Below are 15,975 nucleotides of genomic sequence, written 5' to 3' on the forward strand. Positions count from 1 at the left end.
GGACTGCGTACCCACCCGCCCGACGCCGCGGGGCCGAGTGCCGGAGCCAGGGGATCGAGTTCCCATCGCGGGGCGCGCACGAGCCAGTCCGGTGCGCTGGGCGGGAACAACGGTCCCCCCGGGGGATCGGGCCAGCGGTCCTGCCACGTGGCCCAGCTGCCCTTGTCCACCCGGTCCCAGAAGGCGTCCGCCCCGAGGTCCACGGAGACTTCCGTGACCGTGCTACGCACGTGCATCCAGTGTTCGGGTGCCGGGTCACCGGGATCCTGCTGGGATTCCGAGGTGTAGGGGCGCGGGACGATGTCCGGGTGCAGGGACGGCTCGGGCGCCGGATCGGTTCCGGCCGCCGACAGCAGCGTGCGCACCTGACCCATGAGGTGCTCGGGGCCCAGGACCTGCGTGGACTCGGTGCCGTGGAAGACGTAGACGTGCCCGTGTTCACGTGCGTGCGGATCGAACACGGGTACCACCTTTCCGAAGCGCAGGGGACCACCGGGTTCTCGCGGCCGCGTCCCGCAGGATCATCCCACCACGGCCCGCCGACAGGCATAAGCGCCCGCGGTTCCGAGGGGCGCGGGATGCGGAGTCACCGGGCGTAACCGTCACCGAGCCGGTGTGCACAGGTGAGGTCCCCGTGCTCGGTGCGCACACCGACCACGGGGACCCCGAATGGAGGGGGACGGACTCAGTCGTCCTGCTCGGCCTCCGCGGCGCTGTCGTAGTGGGACTGCTCGAAGCGCTGCTGGGCCTCCACGATGAGCCGCTCCGCGGCCTCCTTGCCGTCCCAGCCCTCGCCCTTGACCCACTTGTTGGGCTCCAGGTCCTTGTAGCGCTCGAAGAAGTGCTGGATCTCCTTCTGCTTGAACTCGTTGACGTCCTCGAGACCCTGGATCTCGTCGTAGCGCTTGTCCGTGGACACGCACAGGATCTTGGCGTCCCCGCCGGCCTCGTCCGTCATGTTGAACACGGCGATGGGCCGGGCCTCCACGATCACACCGGGGACCACGTCCACGTCCAGGATGACCATGGCGTCCAGCGGGTCGCCGTCCTCGCCCAGGGTGTTCTCGAAGTAGCCGTAGTGCGTGGGGTACTGCATGGAGGTGAAGAGTACGCGGTCCAGGCGGAGTCGACCGGTCTCGTGGTCGATCTCGTACTTCACGCGGGAATACCGCGGGATCTCGATGGTGACGTCAAGCTCCATGGTGAAACTCCTCGGGTCGTAGTGCTGTGTGCCGGGCGGTTCGCGCACCCGGGTACCGCGCGGGACAGCGCCGAGCCGCCGCGCGTTCGATCGGATGCTCCCACGATACCGGCCGTGGCCGCGCCGTAGGGCAGCGCCCGCCCGCAGCGGTCCGGTGTTCGGCGTACGACGGCGCTCGGTGCGTTGTCCGTGTCGGGCGGGTACGGGAGAATGAGGGCCATGCCCGCACCCCCACCGAGTACCTCCGCGCGTCGCCGCTCCTGGCCCCTCGCGTGTGTACTGCTCGCGCTCGCGGTGCTCGTCGCGGCAACATTCGCCGTGCCCGCGGTCGTCGCGGAGCTACGGCCGGCATGGCAGGACGCGGACGACGCCGCGGCGTCGCCCGATCCCGCTGCGGCCGGTCTGGCGGCAGCGTCCGGGACGGTGGATGCCGAGGGTGTGGCGGAGGCCCTGGACGCGGGTCTGACCGGGGCCCCGGGAACCGTGGCAGCCGCCGTGGCGGTGGCGGGGGAGGACTCCGTGGTCGCGGGGCGGTCGCCGGAGCGGCCCATGGTGCCGGCGTCGAACCAGAAGGTGCTGACCGCCCTGGCGCTGGCCGCGACCGTGGACCCGTACGAACGACTGGAGACCACCGTGGTCCGGGGGGATCAGCCGCGGAAACTCGTCCTGGTGGCCGGTGGCGACACTCTGCTCGCTCCGGGCGAGGGGCGGGCGGATGCGGTCAACGGTCATGCGGGACTGGGGACGCTCGCGGAACGCACCGCGCAGGCCCTGCGACAGGACGATCCCGATGCCGCGGCCTCCGGGCAGTGGACCGTGGAACTGGACACGGACCTGTTCGCCGGACCGGAGCTGAACCCCGCGTGGGAGGGGGAGGACGTCGCCGCCGGGGAGATCACCCGTGTGGCGCCCGTGGCCCTGTATTCCCACCGGGTGCCCACCGCGGACGGCGCGGACCCGGGCTCTCGCGGCGAACGGCCCCAGGACCCCGCGGCCGCGGTCGCGCGAGAATTCGCGCGCCAGCTCGAACAGCGCCTGGGTGCCGGGGCGAGCGTCACCGTGGGAGGCGCCGCAAGTGCCCCGGAGGACGCCGTGGGGCTCGCGCGCGTGGCATCCGCGCCCGTGTCCGAACAGAGTGCCTACATGCTCGCGCACTCGGACAATTCCCTCGCCGAGAGCCTCGCGCGGGTCGCCGCGGTGGCCTCCGGACGTGAGGGCAGCGTGACGGGTGTGCAGGAGCTGATCCCGGCCGCCCTGGCCGAGCACGGGATCGACACCGAGGGCCTGCGGGCCGCGGACGCGAGCGGGATGGCGCAGCAGGACAGGGTCAGCGCCACCACACTCGCCCGCGCGGTGGACACCCTGGTCACGGATCCCCGCTACGGTCCGTACGGCCGGGGGCTGCCCCTGGCGGGAGCCCAGGGAACGCTCTCGGAGCGCTTCGACGACCCGGCGGAGGCCGCGGCGCGCGGTGTCACCCGGGCCAAGACCGGGACCCTGCTGGACGTCGTGGCGCTGTCCGGGTACGTGCAACGCGCCGACGGCAGCGTGCTCGTGTACTCCCTGGTGCTCAACGGGGTCAGCGGGGACGCCACCCGGGCCAAGGACACCGTGGATCGCACGGTGGCCGCGCTCGCGAGATCTGCGTGAGCCGACCACTCGCGGAACGCGCCGTGCCCCGGGAGTTTCCAGCCTCCGCCCATTCGCGTGACCGCCCGGGTGTGATTGAGTGAGCGCATGAGCCAAGAACTGACACGTCGTTCGCTCGTGGACTGGGACGCAGCCGCCCAGATCGCTGCCAAACTGACCCCGCCGGGCCCCACGCCCGGGCCGCGTGAGATGTCCCGCGCCGTGGAGTCCCTGCGCTACTTCGCACATGAATCGGTGCACCACGTCCACGCGATCACGCGTCTGGACGCTGCGGAGAACCTGCGGGATTCCACCGTGCTCGTGGTGGATCGCGCGGGCTGGGCCAAGGCCAACACGCAGACGTTCTCCGTGCTCGTCCAGCCCGTCTTCGACCGGTTGCACGCCAAGGACCCCGGCACGTTCGACGCCGCCCTGCGGGGCGTGGCGCCCACGGCCATCGCCGCGGAGATGGGGGCCCTGGTGGGTTTCCTGTCCGCCAAGGTCCTGGGGCAGTACGACCCCTACGCCGGGCTCGTCTCCGAACAGGCGGCCCGTTCCCACCCCGGGGGCCGGCTCATGTTCGTGGCACCCAACGTGTTGTGGACCGAGCACGAACTCAACGTGGCCCCCGAGGACTTCCGGTTGTGGGTGTGCCTGCACGAACAGACCCACCGTGTGCAGTTCGCGGCGGCCCCGTGGCTGCGCGATCACATGCTCGAGCAGATCTCCCGCCTGGGTTCGTTGGATGCCTCCGCGTGGGATCGCCTGCGCGCCGCCGCGGCGTCGATCACGGGCCGCTCCGCCGGCCGCCTGGACGCGGGTCTGGGTCCCATGACCCATCTGCTCACGGACGCCGAACGTGACACGGTCTCCCACGTGACGGCGGTGATGTCCCTGCTCGAGGGTCACGCCAACGCCGTCATGGACGCCGTGGACTCGTCCATCGTGCCCTCCGTGAAGACCATCCGCCGCCGCTTCGACGACCGCTCCGCGACCCACGGCGCCCTGGACCGGTTCATTCGTTCCCTGCTGGGCATGGACGCCAAGATGCGCCAGTACAGCAACGGCCAGAAGTTCGTGGAGTACATCGTGGAGCGTGCGGGCATGGAGCGCTTCAACACGGTGTGGACCTCACCCGAGACCCTGCCCACCGAGGTGGAGATCCACGACCCGCAGGCCTGGATGGATCGCGTCCTGGGCTGAGTCCGGGACGTGCTCTCGGGTTTTCCCCCGGTTGTCTGTGCCAAGATGACCGTGTGAGCTCTGAAAACATCAATCAACAGATCCGGCTGTACGGTCAGCCGCTATCAGAGCGTTTTGGCGCCGTGGTGGGGGTCTACGGTATTACGCAGCGCAGGCTGGCCCAGGTCCTGGGCCTGTCCGCGCCCATGCTCTCCCAACTCATCAGCGGCAGACGCATCAAGATCGGTAACCCTGCGGTCTACGAACGCTTGGTCATGCTCGAGGACAGCGCAGGGTCCTCGGACCAGGAGGCCGTCCTGAACAGGGTGGAGGCATCCCAACCGGTGCTGTCCACGTCACAGATCCGCACGCGGATCACCACGGACACGGATGCCGTGTCCGCGCTCGCCTCGGTGGTTCCGGTGGGGGAACTGGAACGCGCCCTGGTCATGCTCGGTGACACCACCCCTGTGCTGAGCAAGGTCCTGGGGATGGCCGAGGAAACGGCGCAGCGCGCCAGGTCCGCCCAGGACTGACGGGTGCAGCACGGACGGGCCGGTCGCCTCCATCCCGTGGTCGCCCGCGCCCGGCGTGCGGTAGCCCGCGCCGTCGACCACCTACCCCGTGAGACGTCGGCCGGGGGAGCGGACGCACGTGACCCGATGCGTCCGGACCCCTCGACGACCCCGCGGGAAACAACTACCGAGCACGCGCGGGCGGGCACTGATCCCCGCCCGCCCCTCGTGCTCGTGGCATGCAGCGGTGGCGCCGATTCCCTCGCGCTCGCCGCAGCGACTGCGCACCTCGCGCGGCGCGGCCGCGTGCGGGTGGGCGCCGTCGTGGTGGACCATGGACTCCAAGAGGGCTCGGCCGAGGTGGCCCGTGACGCGGCGCGCACCGTGCGGGAGCTCGGCCTCGAGCCCGTCGCGGTCGAGCGGGTCACGGTGGTGCGCGAGCACCACGGCCCCGAGATGGCCGCGCGCCTCGCCCGCTACGGCGCCCTCAGCGACGTCGCGCGCCGAACCGGCGCTGCCGCCGTCCTGCTCGGACACACACGGGACGACCAGGCGGAGACCGTGTTGCTGGGCCTCGCCCGGGGCTCGGGAACGCGCTCGCTGTCCGGGATGCCCGAGCGGCATCATGTCGACGACGTGCTGTACCTGCGTCCGTTCCTCAACGTCACGCGCGCCGAGACCGAGACGGTGTGCGCGGCCGAGGGGCTGTCGCCATGGCACGATCCCACCAACGCGGACACTGCACTGACCCGCGCACGCGTGCGCCACGAGGTCCTGCCCTATCTCGAGTCCCAGCTGGGGCCGGGGGTGGGCAGGGCGCTGGCCCGCACGGCGTCGGTACTCGGCGCCGATGCCGACTACCTGGACGAACAGGCGTCCCTGGCGTTCGACGCCGCCCTGGTGCCCGCGGCGTCGTCCGGCTCGTCGGTCGTGCTGGACGGTGCCGTCGTCCAGGGGACCCCGGCGGCACTGCGCCGACGCATGCTCGCGAAGGCATGTGTCCTCGCGGGCGGGGAGACGCCCACGTTCGAACGGTTGAGCGCGCTCGAGCAGTTCGCGCTCGGGTACGGGGCGGCCGGGCCGGTGCAGATGGCGGGTAAGGTGGCAGCGTGGCGGCACCGCTCGGACGCGACCCATGCGCGAGGGTGCCTCGAGCTGCGCGGTGAGCGCGGACCTCGCCCGCTGGAGACAAGTCCACCCACGAACGACCCCGGGAGTGCACAGTGAAGGCCGAACACGTCCACGACGACCTGAGCAACGTCCTGTTCACCAAGGAACAGATCGCGCAGAAGGTCCGTGAACTCGCCCAGCAGATCGACCGCGACTACCACGGGCGGGACGTGCTGCTCGTGGGGGTGCTCAAGGGTGCGGTGATGGTCATGGCGGACCTCATGCGCGAGCTCGAGGGGCAGTACCCCATGGACTGGATGGCGGTGTCCTCCTACGGTTCGGGCACCAAATCCTCGGGCGTGGTGCGCATCCTCAAGGACCTGGACACGGACCTGCACGGCAAGGACGTGCTGATCGTGGAGGACGTCATCGACTCGGGCCTCACGCTGTCCTGGCTGCGCACCAACCTGGAGTCGCGCGGACCCGCCTCGGTGGAGATCTGCACGCTGCTGCGCAAGCCCGACGCCGCCAAGACGGACATCGACGTGCGCTATGTGGGCTGGGACATCCCCAACGAGTTCGTGGTGGGGTACGGGTTGGACTTCGCGGAGCAGTACCGCAACCTGGACTGCATCGCCACGCTCGCACCGCACGTTTACGAGTGAGTCGCGCACGGACCCTCACGCCCAGCCAATGTCGGGCAGAGGCGTGTACCGTGGCCCAATCGTGTGCGCTGTGAAAGAACGGACCGCACGCACGGCGTCGCAGCGCCATTCGAAGCGATAGATTGTGCCATACACGTCACGGCCACCGTTCCCCACCCCTCCGCCCCATGGAGACAGGTGCACGAGCGGGCCGTGACGAAACGTGTCACGTCCATGGGAGGATCAACGGCTTGGCCACGGCAAAAAAACCCACGAGTTTCTTCAAGGGTCCACTCTTCTGGATCCTGCTGGCCATTGTGGTCCTGGTTCCCGTGGGCGCCAGCGTGTTCAGCCCCACCTCGTCCCGCGTGGACACCAACGTGGGTCTGGAACTGCTCAGGGACCACAAGGTCGACGAGGCCAAGATCTACGACGGCGAGCAGAAGGTGGAGCTCAGCCTCAGGGACGATCTGAACCGGGACGGCCAGAACCTCGGTAAGGACGTGGAGTTCTTCTACGTCCAGCCCCGCGCGGAAGACGTCGTGCGGACCATGAACGACGCCCAGTTGAGCGGCTTCACGGACCAACCCGTGGAGAACAACTGGTTCCTGTCGCTCGTACGCTTCCTGCTCCCGTTTCTGATCATCCTGGGTATCTTCTGGTTCATCTTCGCCCGCATGCAGACCGGCGGGCAGGCCATGAAGTTCGGCCGGTCCAAGGCCAAGATGTTCAACAAGGAGAACTCCGAGGTCACGTTCGCGAATGTGGCCGGCGCGGACGAGGCCGTCCAGGAGCTCGATGAGATCAAGCAGTTCCTGGTGGAGCACGACCGCTTCACCGCCGTGGGTGCCAAGGTTCCCAAGGGTGTGCTGCTCTACGGCCCTCCGGGTACCGGCAAGACCCTGCTGGCCAAGGCCGTGGCGGGTGAGGCCGGTGTTCCGTTCTACTCAATCTCCGGTTCCGACTTCGTGGAGATGTTCGTGGGCGTGGGTGCGTCCCGCGTGCGCGACCTGTTCCAGCAGGCCAAGGAGAACTCCCCGGCCATCGTGTTCGTCGACGAGATCGACGCCGTGGGCCGCCAGCGCGGTGCCGGTATGGGCGGCGGCAACGACGAACGCGAGCAGACCCTGAACCAGTTGCTCGTGGAGATGGACGGCTTCGACGCCAACACGAACGTGATCCTGATCGCCGCGACCAACCGCCCGGACGTCCTGGACCCCGCGCTGTTGCGCCCGGGCCGTTTCGACCGCCAGATCGGCGTGGATGCCCCCGACATGAAGGGCCGCGAGCAGATCCTGCGCGTGCACTCCCAGAACAAGCCGCTCGCGAACAACGTGGACCTGGCCTCCGTGGCCAAGCGCACGCCAGGGTTCACGGGTGCGGAACTCGCGAACGTGATGAACGAGGCCGCGCTGTTGACCGCCCGCTCCCACGCGCAGCTGATCGACGACCGCGCGGTGGACGAGGCGATCGACCGCGTAATCGCCGGCCCGCAGAAGCGTTCCCGCGTGATGAAGGAACTCGAGCGCAAGGTCACCGCGTACCACGAGGGCGGCCACGCGCTCGTCGCCGCGGCACTGCGTAACACGGACCCCGTCACCAAGATCACGATCTTGCCGCGCGGCCGCGCGCTGGGCTACACCATGGTGATGCCCTCGGACGACAAGTACTCCACGACCCGCAACGAGCTGTTGGACCAGATGGCCTACGCCATGGGCGGTCGCGCGGCGGAGGAGATCGTGTTCCACGACCCCTCCACGGGTGCGTCCAACGACATCCAGAAGGCCACGGACACCGCGCGCAAGATGGTCACCCAGTACGGGATGAGCTCGCGGATCGGCTCGGTCAAGATCGGCGGGGACAACTCGGACCCGTTCGTGGGCCGCGAGATGGGCTCGGGCTCCAAGGAGTACTCGGACCACACGCTGGCCGTCGTGGACGACGAGGTGCGGGCACTGCTCGACCAGGCCCACACCGAGGCACACCAGATCCTGCTCGAGAACCGTCCCGTCCTGGACCGCCTGGCCTTGGAGCTGCTCGAAAAGGAAACCCTCAACGAGGCCCAGATCCAGGAGATCTTCCGGGACGTCACCAAGCGGGACCTGCGCCCGGTGTGGCTTTCCGGGGAGGAGCGCGAGGTCTCCGACATCCCGCCGGTGGTCACGTCCGCCGAACGGGAGGAGGCTCGCCGCAAGAACCTCCAGGACCCCAGCACCATGGCACCGCAGGACCAGGCCGTGGCCGCCAAGCCGGAACACCCGCTCGAGGTGCCCGAGCACCAGGACCCACAGCCGGGGGCCGACGCCTCCGGCGCGGGCCCGGACGGGCCGTCCGGACAGGAACCGGGCGGTGTGCGGCGGGAGAACCCCTGATGCACGGCACCCACGAGGACGATCCGCACGAGCCGGTGTCGGGGTCCTACGCGGACTACGCCGATGCCCCCCAGCTCGATCCGACGATCGACCAACCTCGGATCGCGGCCGCGGTGCGCGAGATCCTGTTGGCCGTGGGGGAGGACCCGGACCGCGATGGTCTGCGGGACACCCCGGCCCGGGTGGCACGCGCGTACGCCGAGGTCTTCGCGGGTCTGCACCAGGACCCCGTGGACCTGCTGGCCACGTCCTTCGACATCGGCCACTCCGAGATGGTGCTCGTGCGGGACATCCCGTTCTACTCCACGTGTGAGCACCACCTGGTGCCGTTCCACGGGCTCGCTCACGTGGGGTACATCCCGGGCCCGGAAGGCAAGGTCACGGGCCTGTCCAAGCTCGCGCGGCTCGTGGACCTCTACGCCAAGCGTCCCCAGGTCCAGGAGCGGCTCACCACGCAGGTTGTTGAGGCCCTGAGCGAGCACCTGCACCCGGCCGGGGCGATCGTGGTGATCGAGTGCGAGCACCTGTGCATGTCCATGCGGGGGGTTCGTAAACCCGGCGCCAAGACCGTGACGTCGGCCGTGCGCGGTCAACTGCGTAACCCGGCAACCCGCGCCGAGGCCATGAACCTGATCCAGGCGGGGCGCGGGCAATGAGCGCGCCGCACGACGCCGCAAGCTCGCCCGACGGTGTTCGGACCCACCATGCCGGGCCCGCTCGGCACGCGCTTGGCTGGGGTTCGTTCGACGCGCTGCCCACCGGACGCACACTCGTGATGGGCATCCTCAACGTGACCCCAGATTCGTTCAGTGACGGCGGTCGCCACGACACCGAGGCCGCGGCGGTGGCGCACGGGCTACTGCTCGCCGAACAGGGCGCGGACATCGTGGACGTGGGCGGGGAGTCCACCCGGCCCGACTCCGAACGGGTGGATCCGCGGGAGGAACAGCGGCGCGTGCTGGCCGTGATCCGCGAACTGAGCGACCGCGGCGTCGTCGTGAGCGTGGACACCCTGCACCCGGACACGGCCGAGGCCGCCCTGGACGCCGGGGCGCACATCATCAACGACGTCTCCGGGACGAACCTGGACCCCCGCATGATCGAGCTGGCCGGGGACCGGGGCGTGCCGTACGTGCTCATGCATTCGCGCGGGACCCCCCAGACCATGACGTCCCTCGCGGACTACGGCGACACCGTGACCGAGGTGCTCGCCGAGCTCGAGCAGCTGCGGGAGCGCTGCCTCGCCGCGGAGATCCGCCCGGAGCACCTGATTGTGGACCCGGGGCTCGGCTTCGCCAAGGCGGGGGAGCAGAACTGGGAACTGCTGCGCGCCCTGCCCCGGCTGACCGGTCTCGGCAAGGTCCTGATCGCCGCGTCCCGTAAACGCTTCGTGGGCGCCCTGCTGGCCACGCAGGACGGACCGCGTCCCGTGGATGAACGGGACACGGCCACGGCAGCCATCAGCGCACTGTCCGCGTTCGGGGGAGCCTGGGCCGTGCGCGTTCACGACGTCCCGACCACGGTGGACGCGGTGGCCGCGGCTCACGCGTGGCGCGGCGTCACCCCGCCCGTACTGCACCCCCGGGATATGGGAAACTGAGCCCGCCATGAACACACCCGCCCCTGACAAGAACCATCGCGATCGGATCACCCTCACCGGCCTGGGCGCGGTGGGCTACCACGGCGTGTTCGAGAAGGAACGCCGCAGCGGCCAGCCGTTCTTCGTGGACCTCGTGCTCTACATGGACCTGCGACCGGCCGGGACCAGCGACGACCTCACCCGCACCGTGCACTACGGGGAGGTCGCGGAAATGGTGCGGGAGATCATCATCGGGACCCGGTTCCAGTTGATCGAGGCACTCGCGGAGGAGATCGCGCGGGCGCTCGTGGAGAATTTCCCCGCGGTGGCCGAACTCGAGGTCACGGTCCACAAACCCAAGGCGCCGATCGACGTGACGTTCTCGGACGTGGCCGTGAGCATCCACCGCCGCCGAGGACACTACGAGGCGAGCGCGGACGGATGACGGCCCGGTGTGTTGTGGCCCTGGGGGCGAACCTGGGGGAGCGGTTGACGGTGCTGCGGCAGGCCGTGCGGACGCTGGACGCGACACCCGGGATCAGTGTCACGGCGAGCTCACCGGTCGTGGAGACCCGCGCGGTGGGTGGACCGCAGGACTCCCCGGACTACCTCAACGCGGTCGTGGAACTGCGTACCCGGCTCACGCCGTTCGAGGTGCTCGCGGTGTGCCAGAGCATCGAGGCCGAGCACGGTCGCACGCGTGACGTGCGCTGGGGGCCGCGCACCCTGGACCTGGACGTCGTGTGGTTCGAGGACGTCCACAGCGACGATCCGCGTTTGCAGTTGCCGCACCCGCGGGCCCACGAACGCGCGTTCGTGCTCGAACCGTGGGCCCTCATGGATCCGCGGGCCCACCTCGACGGCCGTCCCGTCCGTAAGCTGGCCCGTGAGGCCTCGGACTTCGCGGATCTGACCGTGACCGAGCACCGCGTGCGACCGGAGGTGGGGTCCCCGTGCGATACCTGAACGTGTTGTCCCTCGTGGCGGCCGCCGCGGTCGCGGCGGCCGTGGGGTGGAGCCTCAATCACGTGGTGAGCGGGCAACACCAGAGCCTGCTCATCCTGCCGTGGCTCAGTCTGCTCGCCGAACTCGCGGCCGCGCTCGTGGTGGGGTACCTGGGGCTGCGGTTGCGCGCCTACCGGGACCCCGAACGCGGTGCCGGGCGACGTCGCGACCCGGCTCGGCGCAAACCGTACGATCCCGTGTGGGCCGTGGGCACGGCAGCGGCGGCGCAGGCGATCGCGTACTACGGAGCGCTGACCGCCGGGTGGCACGCCGGGATCGGCGTGGACCAGCTCACCCTGCTCGGGGTGCGTTCCACGCAGGAACCGTTGTGGCTGTGCATCGCCCAAGGCGCGGCGGGGATCGTGCTGGCGGTCGTGGGCTGGATCGTGGAGAAATCGTGTCGGCTCCCACCCGATGACCCCGACGCGGAGGAGGAAACCCCCTACGGTGGACGGCGGGACCCGTACGCCCCAGGAGAGGGAGGATATGCCCGCCACCGATGAACTGTCACCTCCGGGACTGACCTGGCACCGGGTGGCGCCCCAGTACGTTTCCGTACGCCTGATCAGCTCCGCCATCTCCACCGTCATGTGGACCGCGATCTTCTCGATCCCCTTGATCCTGGGTCTGCTCGGGACCTGGGGCGACCGCCCGCAGTGGTGGATGTGGGTGCTGTCCGGGATCGTGCTCGGGCTGGGTCTCGTGAACCTGTCCCTGATCCCGCGCCGGGTCCGGGCCATCGGCTACGCGGAGGCACCCACCGAACTGTGGCTGCGCAAGGGCCTGTTCTTCCGCAGCGTGACCGTGGTGCCGTACGGGCGGATGCAGTACGTGGACATCAAGACCGGGCCGGTGCTCAACGCGTTCGGGCTGGCCACGCTCACGCTCCACACCGCGTCCGCGGCCACGGACGCCGTGCTGCCCGGGTTACCCCGCGCGGAGGCAGGCCGGTTGCGTGAGCAGCTCACGGAGCGCGGGGAAGAGCACATGGTGGGGTTGTGATGAGCCCGGACCCATCCCACCGCTACGCGCAGCCGGGGTCGCCGGCGGACCCGGGCTCCGGTCCGCTTCCCGGGCCCGCCCAGCGCACTGGCACGGGTCCACGCCCCGGGGTGGACGCCGACGGCGCGTGGCACCGGGTGCACCCGCTCACGCCCTTCGTGCGCAGCTGGCTACTCGTGGTGGCCCTCGCGTGGGGCTTCGGCAACGTGTTCCTGGACGACCTCGTCACGGCGGTGCTCAACGGGGACCCCATCGAGATGGACGTGGGCGGGGCGGTGCAGCTCGCGGGCGCGGGTCTTGCGATCGCGATCCTGTGCGGTGTGCTCGGCCTGCTCATCGGTCTAGGTCTACTCTCGTGGTGGTTCATCCGCTACCAGATCACGGACGAACACGTGCGCCTGCGCACGGGGTGGCTGTTTCGCACGCACCGCCAGGCCCGCCTGGACCGGGTCCAGGGCATCGACATCGAGCGCAAGTTCGTCCCCCGGATCCTGGGTCTCGCGTCCTTGAAGTTCGACGTCGCAGACGGCGGGTCCAGCGTCCTCGAGCTGTCCTACCTTCGCCGCGACCACGCCCGCCAGCTGCGGCAACAACTGCTCGTGGCCGCGCACCACGCGTCGGACGCGCCGATCCCGCACACCGCCCCGGACGCCCACGAGGCGTCGGCCGCTCATGACGGCCAAGCAACGGGGGAGGCGGCTGCCGACCGGTACCGGGATCCGCAGGTCACCCGCCCCGGGCGCGTGGCGCCGTGGGACCGTTCGGCGGCGAGCGCCGTCGTCCCTGCCGTGGACTCCGGCGCGACCGAGCGCTACCCCGCGTACCAGGGGAACCCCGCGGCCGGTACGGGCGAGCGCGGCCGGCGCGACACCGTGGACGTGCGGGCCGCCCGGAAGTACGGCCTGTTGGGCGAACAGGACGAGTTGCGGCGCGTGTTCACGGTGCCCACGAGCCGGGTGCTGCTGAGCCTCGTGTGTTCCCCGCCCGCCGTGATCCTGCTGCTCATGGCAGTGGCGGCGGTGATCGCCGCGTTCTGGAACGCCCAGGTGATGCGGGTCATGATCCCCAGTTTCGTCCCCCTGCTGCTCGGCGTGGTCTCCACGGTGTACTCGCGGCTCGAGAAGAGCTGGGGGTTCACGCTCAGCGTGGTCCCCTCCGGGGTGCGCACCCGATCCGGGTTGTTCAACGAGCGCTCCTCCACGATTCCCACGGGGAGGGTGCAGGCACTGGAGGTCGGTAAACCCCTGATGTGGCGCGGTTTCGACGGCCACCACGTCCGTGTGATCACCGCGGGTAAAGGCGGCTCCGAGGGCACCGAGGGGCTCGGTTCCACGGTGTTGCCCGTGGGCACACTTGAGAACGTGCACGAGATCCTCGACCTCGTGCTGCCGCTCGAACACGCGCCCACCGAGCTCGTGGACCAGGGACTCACGGGGATCGGCGACTCGGAGGACTTCACCACGAGCCCCCGGAGGGCCCGCTGGTTGGATCCGCTCACGTGGCGTCGCACGGGCTTCGCCTTGAACACGTCCGCGCTCGTGCTGCGGTGGGGCAGACTCGCACGGCACGCGAGCGTGATCCCGCACCACAAGACGCAGTCCGTGGCCGTGACCCAGGGTCCCGTGGACCGGCGGTTGCGGCTGAGTGGTTTCGCGGTGCACGTGACCCCCGGGTCGGTGACCACGTCCGTGCGCCACCTGGACACCGCACAGGTCCGCGAGCTGCAGGCACGCCACACGGACCTTGCGCGCGCGGCGCGCGACCGCGTCAACGGTCGGGGCCGCGAACAGCACGCCACTGCGCTGGCAGGCATGCCCGACCCGCGGGGGAGCTGACGCGCGTGCGCTACTCTGTGCGTGCCGTCGTCCCCGTCGAGGAGAATTTCCGTGAGACAACCCAGTGACCGCCCGGGCCGGTTGGGCGTGGGCGTGATCAGTGCCGGCAAGGTGGGCGCGGTGCTGGGCGCCGCGCTGCGGGCTGCGGGACACGCCGTCGTGGGTGTGCACGCGTCCTCCGAACAGAGCCGGGAGCGCGCGGGTGCCCTGTTGCCGGACGTGCCCGTGTTGGACGTCCCCACGATCGTGGAACGCAGTGAACTCGTACTGCTCGCGGTCCCGGACGACCAACTACCAGGTCTGGTGAGCGGGCTCGGTGCCACGGGCGCGTGGCAACCCGGTCAGCTCGTGGTGCACACCGCGGGGCGCTACGGCACGGATGTGCTCGAACCCGTGCGCCGTGCCGGGGGGATTGGCCTGGCCGTGCACCCCGCCATGACTTTCACGGGGCTCAGCCTGGACCTGCACCGGCTCGCGGACTGCAGCTTCGGCGTCACCGCCGCGACACCCGTCCTGCCCATCGCGCAAGCTCTCGTGGTGGAGATGGGCGCCGAGCCCGTGGTGATCGCGGAAGCGGATCGCCCCCTGTACCACGCGGCGCTCGCCCACGGTTCCAACCACGTGATGACCCTGCTCGGGGAGTCCATGCAAGTGCTCGGGCAGATCGGGGTCACCCACCCGGAACGCGTCCTGGGCCCCCTCGCGCGCGCCACGGTGGACAACGCCCTGGCCTCCGGGGAGGACGCCCTGACCGGTCCCGTGGCCCGCGGGGACGTCGCCACGGTGGCCGCCCACGTCGCCGCCCTACGGGAGCTGTCCCAAGATGGGGTCTCCGCCGCCGACGCCGCCCGCTCGCCCGAGCGCGTCACGGCACCCGACGCCTCCGTGCGGGGAGCGCGCCAGACGGACGCCGGGGAGCAGTTGTTGGCGGGGTACCGCGCACTGGCGCGGCAGACCGCGGCCCGCGCGGCGTCGTCGGGCCGGATCGACGAGACGACCTATCGCGCGGTGCTTGCCGCGCTCGACGGAGAGGAACGCCCGTGACGGGACCCGTGGTGTGCACCACCGTGGCGCAGTTGCGCGAGGAGATCGGGGCGCGCGTGACCCGCGGCGCCCGCACCGTGGGGTTGTTCCCCACCATGGGTGCCCTGCACGACGGGCACGCGCGGATCGCGCAGCGCACGCGTGCGGAGAACGACCTCGCGGTGGTGTCCGTGTTCGTCAACCCACTGCAGTTCGGTCCCGGCGAGGACTTCGAGAGCTACCCGCGGGACCTGGACGGGGACGTTGCGCGGCTCGCCGAGGTGGGTGTGGACCTCGTCTTCGCGCCGTCGGTCGAGCAGATGTACCCGGACGGGACGCCCGTGGTGTCCGTGACCTCCGGGCGGGCAGGGTCGATCCTGGAGGGGGCCACGCGCCCCGGGCACTTCGACGGCGCCCTGACCGTGGTCAACAAGCTGTTCACGATCGCGGCACCGGGCCCCGCCGCCGAACTGCGGGCCTATTTCGGGGAGAAGGACGCGCAGCAACTGCTGCTCATGCAGCGGATGGTGCGTGATTTCGATCACCCGGTGGAGATCCGTGCGGTGCCCATCGTGCGCTCGGAGCAAGGGCTCGCCCTGTCCTCGCGCAACCAGTACCTCTCCGCCGAGCAGGCCGACCACGCGCTCGTGCTGCACCGGACGTTGCGCGCGCTCGCGGCAGGGGAGCTCACGCTCGAGCGGGCGCGCAGCGCCATCGACGCCGAGCCGGAGGTGCGCCTGGACTACCTCGTGACCGTGGACCCGGGAGATCTTTCCCTCGTGGAACCCGGCCCCGGGACCCTCGCGCTCGTGGCGGCGTGGGTGGGTCCCACCCGCCTGATCGACAACATGCGAATCTGAGCGCGGGCGGTATCCTGG

The 15,975-nt window shown here is 70.3% G+C and carries 16 protein-coding genes and 1 pseudogene; 15 read left to right on the plus strand and 2 right to left on the minus strand.

The annotated features are described in order from the left end of the window. Positions 1-461 (minus strand): annotated as a pseudogene (locus J1M36_RS10185) (hypothetical protein); the annotation flags it as partial. Positions 462-685: 224 nt separating this feature from the next. Further along, positions 686-1,201: an inorganic diphosphatase gene (locus J1M36_RS10190; protein ID WP_035959224.1), complete on the minus strand. Its 516-nt coding sequence runs from the start codon at positions 1,199-1,201 to the stop codon at positions 686-688. 219 nt (positions 1,202-1,420) lie between these two features. Between J1M36_RS10190 and dacB the strand changes: the two genes are divergently transcribed. The 15 genes from dacB (at position 1,421) to panC (ending at position 15,957) form a co-directional block, all read left to right on the plus strand. After that, the gene (gene dacB, locus J1M36_RS10195) at positions 1,421-2,851 is read left to right on the plus strand and encodes a D-alanyl-D-alanine carboxypeptidase/D-alanyl-D-alanine-endopeptidase (RefSeq protein WP_206479318.1); all 1,431 of its coding nucleotides are present in this window, start codon (positions 1,421-1,423) and stop codon (positions 2,849-2,851) included. Between the two features lie 87 nt (positions 2,852-2,938). Beyond that, entirely contained in the window at positions 2,939-4,033 is a 1,095-nt protein-coding gene (locus tag J1M36_RS10200) for a zinc-dependent metalloprotease (RefSeq protein WP_064847370.1), read from the plus strand. Positions 4,034-4,086: 53 nt separating this feature from the next. Next, positions 4,087-4,548, plus strand: a complete 462-nt coding sequence (locus J1M36_RS10205) for a hypothetical protein (protein WP_064847371.1) — start codon at positions 4,087-4,089, stop codon at positions 4,546-4,548. 126 nt (positions 4,549-4,674) lie between these two features. After that, complete coding sequence (gene tilS, locus J1M36_RS10210) at positions 4,675-5,754, plus strand: tRNA lysidine(34) synthetase TilS (protein ID WP_085108161.1); 1,080 nt, start codon at positions 4,675-4,677, stop codon at positions 5,752-5,754. Beyond that, positions 5,751-6,302, plus strand: coding sequence for a hypoxanthine phosphoribosyltransferase (hpt, locus tag J1M36_RS10215; RefSeq protein ID WP_085108084.1), 552 nt, complete (start codon positions 5,751-5,753; stop codon positions 6,300-6,302). Before tilS ends, hpt begins: the two co-directional genes overlap by 4 nt. Before the next feature lie 230 nt (positions 6,303-6,532). Continuing rightward, on the plus strand, positions 6,533-8,653 hold the full coding sequence (gene ftsH, locus J1M36_RS10220) for an ATP-dependent zinc metalloprotease FtsH (protein ID WP_206479324.1): 2,121 nt from the start codon (positions 6,533-6,535) through the stop codon (positions 8,651-8,653). After that, the gene (gene folE / locus J1M36_RS10225; protein WP_206479326.1) at positions 8,653-9,309 is read left to right on the plus strand and encodes a GTP cyclohydrolase I FolE; all 657 of its coding nucleotides are present in this window, start codon (positions 8,653-8,655) and stop codon (positions 9,307-9,309) included. Before ftsH ends, folE begins: the two co-directional genes overlap by 1 nt. Next, positions 9,306-10,253, plus strand: coding sequence for a dihydropteroate synthase (gene folP, locus J1M36_RS10230; RefSeq protein ID WP_206479329.1), 948 nt, complete (start codon positions 9,306-9,308; stop codon positions 10,251-10,253). Before folE ends, folP begins: the two co-directional genes overlap by 4 nt. A gap of 7 nt (positions 10,254-10,260) precedes the next feature. Then, on the plus strand, positions 10,261-10,677 hold the full coding sequence (folB, locus tag J1M36_RS10235) for a dihydroneopterin aldolase (RefSeq protein ID WP_131333416.1): 417 nt from the start codon (positions 10,261-10,263) through the stop codon (positions 10,675-10,677). Next, the gene (folK, locus tag J1M36_RS10240) at positions 10,674-11,198 is read left to right on the plus strand and encodes a 2-amino-4-hydroxy-6-hydroxymethyldihydropteridine diphosphokinase (protein WP_085108098.1); all 525 of its coding nucleotides are present in this window, start codon (positions 10,674-10,676) and stop codon (positions 11,196-11,198) included. Before folB ends, folK begins: the two co-directional genes overlap by 4 nt. Further along, positions 11,186-11,740, plus strand: a complete 555-nt coding sequence (locus tag J1M36_RS10245; protein WP_085108101.1) for a DUF3180 domain-containing protein — start codon at positions 11,186-11,188, stop codon at positions 11,738-11,740. Before folK ends, J1M36_RS10245 begins: the two co-directional genes overlap by 13 nt. Continuing rightward, positions 11,724-12,239: a PH domain-containing protein gene (locus J1M36_RS10250; RefSeq protein ID WP_085108103.1), complete on the plus strand. Its 516-nt coding sequence runs from the start codon at positions 11,724-11,726 to the stop codon at positions 12,237-12,239. Before J1M36_RS10245 ends, J1M36_RS10250 begins: the two co-directional genes overlap by 17 nt. Then, positions 12,239-14,074 (plus strand): PH domain-containing protein, encoded by a 1,836-nt coding sequence (locus J1M36_RS10255; RefSeq protein WP_206479339.1) that lies wholly within the window; start codon positions 12,239-12,241, stop codon positions 14,072-14,074. Before J1M36_RS10250 ends, J1M36_RS10255 begins: the two co-directional genes overlap by 1 nt. Positions 14,075-14,125: 51 nt before the next feature. Continuing rightward, a complete protein-coding gene (locus tag J1M36_RS10260) occupies positions 14,126-15,118 on the plus strand; it encodes a DUF2520 domain-containing protein (RefSeq protein ID WP_206479340.1) in 993 nt (330 codons plus the stop codon). Then, a complete protein-coding gene (panC, locus tag J1M36_RS10265) occupies positions 15,115-15,957 on the plus strand; it encodes a pantoate--beta-alanine ligase (RefSeq protein ID WP_206479341.1) in 843 nt (280 codons plus the stop codon). Before J1M36_RS10260 ends, panC begins: the two co-directional genes overlap by 4 nt. Positions 15,958-15,975: the final 18 nt, after the last annotated feature.

It is taken from the genome of Kocuria sp. KRD140, from assembly GCF_017168375.1.
GTDB classification, from domain to species: domain Bacteria; phylum Actinomycetota; class Actinomycetes; order Actinomycetales; family Micrococcaceae; genus Kocuria; species Kocuria marina.